The organism is Photorhabdus aballayi (assembly GCF_026153155.1).
Classification (GTDB): Bacteria; Pseudomonadota; Gammaproteobacteria; order Enterobacterales; family Enterobacteriaceae; genus Photorhabdus; species Photorhabdus luminescens.
Genome location: NZ_JAPFCD010000099.1, coordinates 1 through 7,289, shown reverse-complemented (window position 1 = coordinate 7,289; position 7,289 = coordinate 1). Strand labels below are relative to the sequence as shown.

Annotated in this window: 6 protein-coding genes; 1 reads left to right on the top strand and 5 read right to left on the bottom strand. The window is 39.2% G+C overall.

Features of this window, described 5'->3' with window-relative positions:
• Window positions 1-83 precede the first annotated feature (83 nt).
• The 5 genes from OO184_RS24145 to zapG form a co-directional block, all read right to left on the bottom strand.
• Window positions 84-251: a hypothetical protein gene (locus OO184_RS24145; RefSeq protein ID WP_265381350.1), complete on the bottom strand. Its 168-nt coding sequence runs from the start codon at window positions 249-251 to the stop codon at window positions 84-86.
• A 400-nt stretch (window positions 252-651) separates the two neighbouring features.
• Window positions 652-1,713: an outer membrane-stress sensor serine endopeptidase DegS gene (gene degS / locus OO184_RS24140; RefSeq protein ID WP_265381349.1), complete on the bottom strand. Its 1,062-nt coding sequence runs from the start codon at window positions 1,711-1,713 to the stop codon at window positions 652-654.
• Between the two features lie 1,776 nt (window positions 1,714-3,489).
• Window positions 3,490-3,633, bottom strand: coding sequence for an AbrB/MazE/SpoVT family DNA-binding domain-containing protein (locus OO184_RS24135; protein ID WP_376712601.1), 144 nt, complete (start codon window positions 3,631-3,633; stop codon window positions 3,490-3,492).
• Between the two features lie 154 nt (window positions 3,634-3,787).
• Window positions 3,788-5,164 carry a serine endoprotease DegQ gene (gene degQ / locus OO184_RS24130; RefSeq protein WP_265381348.1) on the bottom strand — a complete coding sequence of 459 codons (1,377 nt, stop codon included), beginning with the start codon at window positions 5,162-5,164 and terminating at the stop codon, window positions 3,788-3,790.
• A 238-nt stretch (window positions 5,165-5,402) separates the two neighbouring features.
• On the bottom strand, window positions 5,403-5,807 hold the full coding sequence (gene zapG, locus OO184_RS24125; RefSeq protein ID WP_265381347.1) for a Z-ring associated protein ZapG: 405 nt from the start codon (window positions 5,805-5,807) through the stop codon (window positions 5,403-5,405).
• Between the two features lie 218 nt (window positions 5,808-6,025).
• On the opposite strand from zapG, the gene zapE reads away from it, so the two are divergent.
• Window positions 6,026-7,156, top strand: coding sequence for a cell division protein ZapE (zapE, locus tag OO184_RS24120; RefSeq protein ID WP_265381346.1), 1,131 nt, complete (start codon window positions 6,026-6,028; stop codon window positions 7,154-7,156).
• Window positions 7,157-7,289: the final 133 nt, after the last annotated feature.

Here is a 7,289-nt window from a genome sequence, read left to right as displayed (position 1 = left end):
TCTGTACCGGTTCTGGTTGTGCGCTGTGCGGCGCCGGCCCCCAGCCAGGCCATCATCAATATGCTCATGACCCCTCCCGGCCATTATGGTTCATCACTCAGATAGGGATGAAATGAGGTCATCATGGTGAGTATCTGTTTTAGTTGGGTTGGGGGCATGCTACATGTTAGCCCGTTGGCGCTTTGAATATTCAGGCGGCCAGAGATTTGTTCGGTGCTAAATCGTTTGAATGGTTTTTTTTGGAATGACATCACGCTTCCTTTATCATTTCTGAGGGTTTACAACGTACGGCACAGTTGTCCGACAGCGTTAATTGCGGCGCGTAGTGATAAATAAATCATCCAAGGGTTAAAAAGCCTCGGGTAAAGCACATCGAACTATGAGAGTGCTAGCAGTCTGTTGCTGATAGTCTTATTGATAACCTGTATTGAACAGGCAACATCGGGGATATTCTATTGTTGTTAAGATAACCGAACTGATAAGTAGTTTTATTTGTTTAATATCCAATCAAGAACATATAATAAAAAATTCATGTTGTCCCGCCTGTTTGTGTGATTAATATTTGATTAACTTAATAAATGTGACATAAATCCCAAGTTTTTTAATCAGCGGCGCTCACCAAAAATCCGATTTAAGTGAAGTTAAGATTAATTAATATTCATCATATTCTTCAATCGTCACTTGCAGAGATAATATTTTCCCATCGCGCAATAAAGTGACAGGAACAACGCTGCCGGGGCGTATTTCAGCCACTTGATCCATTGTTTCAACCGCAGAAATAGCGGGTTTATTATTGACACTGGTAATGATATCACCCACTTTGATACCGGCTTTTTGTGCTGGCCCGTTTGCAGTCACCTGAAATACTCGTAACCCTTGAAGCTGGTTGATATTGCCGTTAGAAGAGCGAATATGCGGCAGCTCTTGTGATGTTATGCCGATAAAACCTCGGATAACCCGTCCGTCACGGATAAGTTTCTGCATAATTTTGGTGGCGAGTTCAGTTGGAATAGCAAACCCCAATCCTTCTGGGGTTTCTCCATTTTCACTTTTATCGAATGATAATGTGTTGATACCCACCAGTTCGCCAAGGGTGTTAATTAATGCACCGCCAGAGTTACCCTGATTAATGGAGGCATCGGTCTGGAGAAAGTTTTGCCGGCGGGTCGGGCTTAATCCGACGCGACCGGTAGCGCTAATGATCCCTTGAGTAATGGTTTGCCCCAAGTTGTAAGGGTTACCAATGGCTAAAACGACATCTCCCACATGCGCTACTCTATTTGGATTAATCGTTATGACAGGCAGGTTCTCGGCATCAATTTTCAGGACAGCAAGATCCGTTAAGCTATCAGAACCTATGACCAGAGCTTCATAAAAATGACCGTCTTGCAGTGCGACAATAATTTGTCCTGCATTATTAATGACGTGTTTATTGGTGAGAATGTAGCCCTTATCACTCATAATGACGCCAGAACCAAGGGTATGGTTTTCTCGGCCTTGATGAGAAAAACTTCCCATGTTGCTGCTGTAGACGTTGACCACAGCGGGCGCCGCCCTACGGACACCTTTATTGAAGCTGAATGGAACTTCGTCATTACTGTTGCTGGTAATTGCAGATATCAGCCCGCCGGGGCGCAGTGATGGAATGGTAATCAGTAAAATTACAGCTACAAGTAATCCTAAAAAGGCAGAGCGCAGCAACTTGGCAATCATGGGTATTATTCAGTGTGAGTTAATGAGTCATTGCAGGATAGCATAGAAATGAACAGACACCGCATTGTGCTGTATCTCGGATCGCTAGCTTTTAGCGCTTCGATTATCACTATTGAGTTTTCATTAATAATAAAACGAAAAAATTTGTACTGATAGTTTGAGTGGGTATTAAACTCTTTTTTATCGCATTTTGCTAAAATCGGGGGGATTTTAACGCTGTTTTTACTGTCTTTAACTTTTCGTTTTAGCGTTTTTTATTTACTTAACAACGTTGAGTTTCTCTCAGATTAAATCATGTGTGGAGGCGTTTTTTATGTCATTTGAAAGCAAGGAGTGAAAGAAACTTCCACTCATTCAGGTAAGATGAGATACACTTTATCTGAATATGATAAAACAGTAGTTAAAAAGCCGTTTATGGTCTGTTAGTGTAGTTTTAAAGTCTGGAAAAGATAGTCAGTGTATTATGAAAGGACAGGTGAAAGCTTTAATCATTAAAGGTAAAAATAAGTGATTAAGGCTTTTTTAAAACGGGTAAAAAATTTAATGCTATACTGACATTGGAAGAGAAAATATCAGGAAAAACCGGTCTTGAATTGATTAACAAAGTGACAATATTAACCCAATAATTAGAATAAAAATATTTAATATTATTAACCGTGCTAAACTAATTTTCTTAAATAAGAGATTTTACATGGCCTGTAAGGAGTTTACGAAAAATCAGAGACAATCATTAAAGAGAGCCGATAACTTTTTAGGTTGACTAGATTAGCAGTATTAAAAATGATTAAAGAAATAGGCATTGATCTTAATATTATTAGCATATCTTTTATCTACTCTGGTTTTAAAACTAAAAAATTAAATACAGAAAAAAGAGAAAACCTCATAATCAGTTTAATGGAAAAGAGGAAGTTAACTATTTGGTAGGAAAAGAAATAACATTAGGCTTATAAAAGCTGCTTAATGAAAATCATTTATTGGATGTATTTTTGATTAAAAAATAGGAAAACTCTAAACATGAGAATCGTTTTACAGGTTCCATCTTTTTAATATGGTTAACTTGCTCTTTTTACTTGTATTTCTCGCTTTTAGCAATCGTAGGCGCTTTTTTATCGGGCTAAGAGTAAAAAAGTAGGTATCCTATTAATGCCAGCTTTTTAAAAAGTAAAAAGTAAATAAAGAAGGTCTATTCTTTGCAATAATCATTTAAAAGTGAGTATATAGAGAAATTAGAGATTTTATATAAAGGGAGAAGGCAGGTTTAACTCAATAGATACACTTTTTATAAAGGCAGTTAATTACATTTAATCAAATACTATTAACCATTAACTGAGAGTTGAAAAGAAATCAGCAGGTAAAAGAATATTATTCAGCATGTTGATATTAAAGTATTTTCTAACCGTTATTTTACTGAGAAAATTATAAGCATAACGCAATAAAAAGAGGGGTAAAACGGTTAATGTGATAGGATTTAACTGCTAAACAGAAAATTAATTATCGGAAAGAATATAAAGGGATATCTTTAACATTATCAGGTTATTTACTGGCATAATTTATGCGGAAAATAAAGGTTGGCGGCCTATAAAAAGCTCTCGGAATTGAGAGTAAGCAGTATCAGAAAAGATAAAAAAGCGGATATGATTAACGTTGGTTAAATGTAAAATACGATATGCCATGATGATTAAACTTAATAAAAATCAGGTGTTAAAAGTGGTAAAAACAACGTTTAAAACCTGATGCCGATTAAAAGCAGCGGTTAAAACGATGGCCTATATCTTTTCATAACTTAACGCGCCCTTCTTCCACAATATCCAGCCGTTCGATTAAAAAGTTAAAGTCAGCTTTTTCTTGTGGCAAAAAGGAATTCCAACTGGGTTTAGCTGGTTGAAAAATAATGGTATCGCCTTCACGAATAATTTCCAATACATTCACTCCTTAGAAATTGAGGTAGCCAAGTATAAAGCATTTTTACTAATGGAAAAACAAACCTCATTATTTTAAATAGGTTGATCAGCACCATAAGACACAGCATTACGCTGTGCCTTAAGTGGAATCGGATCGATTTTTACTAAAAGTATTAATTTCTCAGCAACAGATAGATACTTTCTTCACCGCGAAGAATATTCAGCGCTATGACTGGCGGTTTAGAGTCAATAACTTTGCGCAGTTCATTAATATTCTGTACCCGTTCATTATTGATCCCGACAATCAGGTCATTTTTCTGTAAGCCAGACATCGCCGCCGGTGAATTTTGGGCGACACTATCGATTTTCACACCGTAAGTCCCTTTCACTTCACCATTACTCAGGGTTGCACCTTGCAGTGCAAGGGTCAGATTTCCGGCTTTGGTTGTTTGACCTTCACTGTTTTCTAGCGTAACAGAAACCTCCATTGGTTTACCTTTACGCAATAAGCCAATTTTAACTTCTTTACCTGGTATTGTTGTGCCGATTTTGGCTTTCAGTTCAGCAAAGCTATTAATCTTCTTGCCGTCAACGGAAACTAAAATATCGCCGGATTTAATACCTGCTTTCGCTGCCGCGGATTTTGGTAATACTTCACTGACAAATGCCCCGCGCTGGGCATCGATATTGAATGCCTTAGCGATATCGGAATTCATTTCAGTGCCTTTAATACCAAGAATGCCGCGCTTGACTTCACCATGCGCAATAAGCTGTTCGCTCAGGGTTTTTGCCATATTGCTTGGGATTGCAAAGCCGATACCGATGTTACCGCCGCCTGGGGCCAGAATAGCAGTATTGATACCGATTAATTCACCATTCAAATTAACCAGTGCGCCACCGGAGTTGCCACGGTTAATAGAGGCATCCGTTTGGATGAAATTTTCTAATCCTTCCAGGTTCAGACCGCTACGTCCTAACGCAGAGATAATGCCGGAGGTTGCAGTTTGACCAAGGCCGAATGGGTTACCAACCGCAACAGCAAAATCACCAACTCGCAGCTTATCAGAATCGGCCATAGTAATTGCAGTTAAATTCTTAGCATCTTTCAGTTGCAGCAGGGCAATATCCGTCTGAGGATCGCGGCCTAATAATCTGGCTTCATATTCACGTCCATCATTCAATTGGACACGGATTTTATCTGCATTCTCAATAACGTGATTGTTGGTTAATATATAACCTTTGGCTGCGTCAATGATGACACCTGAGCCAAGCCCTTGGAATGGGCGGGTACTTTCACGGCCCATTGGTAGGTTGGGGCCAAAGAAGAATCTAAATTCTTCAGGTATACTCTGTTCCTGTTGTACCTGCGTACCGGAAACATGCACGCTGACAACGGCTGGCAGGACTTTCTCAAGCATCGGCGCGAGGCTTGGTAACGCCTGACCGGCGATAGCAGCAGGTAAAGCAGCGCTACTGGTAGCAGGGACTGAAATTGTAGACAATCCGATACTGATTGCTAACGCACTAAGAAGTAAGTGTTTTCTTTTCATCTAATTTTGTTCTCTTGTATACCTAAGCCAGAAGGCCAATGAAGTTAATTCCGGCAAGCAGCCATGATTACTCTATGACTGTTAATTATTAAATAAAGTTCATTGGGCAAACAGATTTAGCATGATTCTTTACAGGTATTTACATGATTGAGAAACAAAAAAACAAAACTTGCAGGTAGATAATAGGTTTTATATTTGGATTAATGCTGTGGCACAAAACATGCCACAGCAAGAGTTTTTACTGGTTTTTTTCATTCATCGGACGAAACAGGCCGGAAGCGCCATCGGAATAATCTTTTGGTGGCATTTTAACCGGGGCTTGATCATTATCCGCTTCTGATTCAGTCAATCGATAATTAAATGGATTGTCTTGTACTGGCATATTCGGCATCAGTTCATGTGAGCTTTTAGCCATATGCTGATATAACTGACGATAATCGCGAGCCATGTTGTCGAGTAATTCTGCACTGTGGGCAAAATGACCAACTAATTCTTTACGGTATTCTTCCAGTTCTGATTTATTATTCTCCAGTTCAGTTTGTAAGGCTTTCTGCTGGCGCAGCTTAGTGTTACCAAAGCGCATAACTAACGCTCCGATAACAAAACCAACTGCCAATCCAATCAGTGCATACTCCCAAGTCATAGCTACTCCTTCATCAACATCGTTGTTCCGCAGAATGTTTCACTTAATTATCGTCACTATAACCGTTAATCTAGTTAGAGTGGAATATTGATCATGATTTACATTTGTTTGTAGATCTTATTCTGAACCTTATTGTAGACAATTGATCCGGTAATAAGGTCAATCTGAATCATAAAAACGATAAAAAATGGGCGATTATTTTAAGGATTGTTATTGTCATGCCATCATTGATTACCCCTTCATCATACTATCAAAAAGCCCTTTCCGAGGGTAAATACCAACCCGATGATGTTCAGCGTCAAGTCATTGCTCAATTGGATATCATACACCATGCTTTGATTAATGCTTCTCCCGGCAATCCTGTGAGACGCCAAAGCTTGAAAGGGCGTCTGAGTAAACTGTTAGGAAAGCAGACTTCGATGAGCCGTATACCTGCTCAAGGGCTTTATATGTGGGGAGGCGTTGGTAGAGGGAAAACTTGGTTAATGGATATGTTTTACCAAAGTTTACCCGGTGAAAGAAAATTACGTTTGCATTTCCATCGTTTTATGCTGCGGGTGCATGAAGAGCTAAAGGCATTGCAAGGGCATGAAAATCCACTAGATATTGTGGCGGATGGTTTTAAAGCGGAAACAGATGTGCTTTGCTTTGATGAATTTTTCGTCTCCGATATTACTGATGCCATGATTCTTGGTACATTGTTGGAAGCGCTGTTTGTCAGAGGGATTACCTTGATTGCAACGTCCAATATTCCTCCTGATGAACTCTATCGCAATGGCTTACAGCGAGCTCGTTTTTTACCTGCTATTGAGCAGATCAAAAAATATTGTGACATCATGAATGTGGATTCGGGTATTGACTATCGGTTGCGCACATTGACACAAGCTCATCTCTATTTCGAACCGCTGAATGAAGATAATGAACGAGAGATGGATCGAATGTTTATTCTTTTGACCGGTAACAGTAGTGAACAAGCTTCGGTGTTGGAAATTAACCATCGGCAGATGCCGGCGATTCGTAACGCTGACGGTGTATTGGCAATTGGATTTAAAGTTTTGTGTGAAGATGCGCGTAGTCAGATGGACTACATTGTTTTATCAAAACTTTATCACACTGTTTTGTTATATCAGGTTCCAGCGATAATGCCGGGTAATGAAAATGCCGCTCGTCGTTTCCTGGCGTTGGTTGATGAGTTTTATGAACGCCGAGTAAAACTGATCATTAATGCGGAGGTGCCGATGGAGCAAATTTACCAAGGGGTGTTGTTGACTTTCGAATATCAGCGTTGCTTATCTCGTTTGCAAGAGATGCAAAGCGAAGAGTATCTGAAATTACCTCATTTACCTTAATTTTGTGTTTACCCGTATATTTCAGATTCAAAACTGGTTTGAAATATTTAAATTGGGGTCGATTTTTATTTTTGACTTCTCTATAATCTTGCGACCCCACGTTACAGCAATGTTTTTTTTCCCAAAAAACTTG

Coding starts and splice junctions, on each gene's coding strand:
- OO184_RS24145 (WP_265381350.1), bottom strand. CDS start 251: ATGTCATTCCAAAAAAAACCATTCAAACGATTTAGCACCGAACAAATC.
- degS (WP_265381349.1), bottom strand. CDS start 1,713: ATGATTGCCAAGTTGCTGCGCTCTGCCTTTTTAGGATTACTTGTAGCT.
- degQ (WP_265381348.1), bottom strand. CDS start 5,164: ATGAAAAGAAAACACTTACTTCTTAGTGCGTTAGCAATCAGTATCGGA.
- zapG (WP_265381347.1), bottom strand. CDS start 5,807: ATGACTTGGGAGTATGCACTGATTGGATTGGCAGTTGGTTTTGTTATC.
- zapE (WP_265381346.1), top strand. CDS start 6,026: ATGCCATCATTGATTACCCCTTCATCATACTATCAAAAAGCCCTTTCC.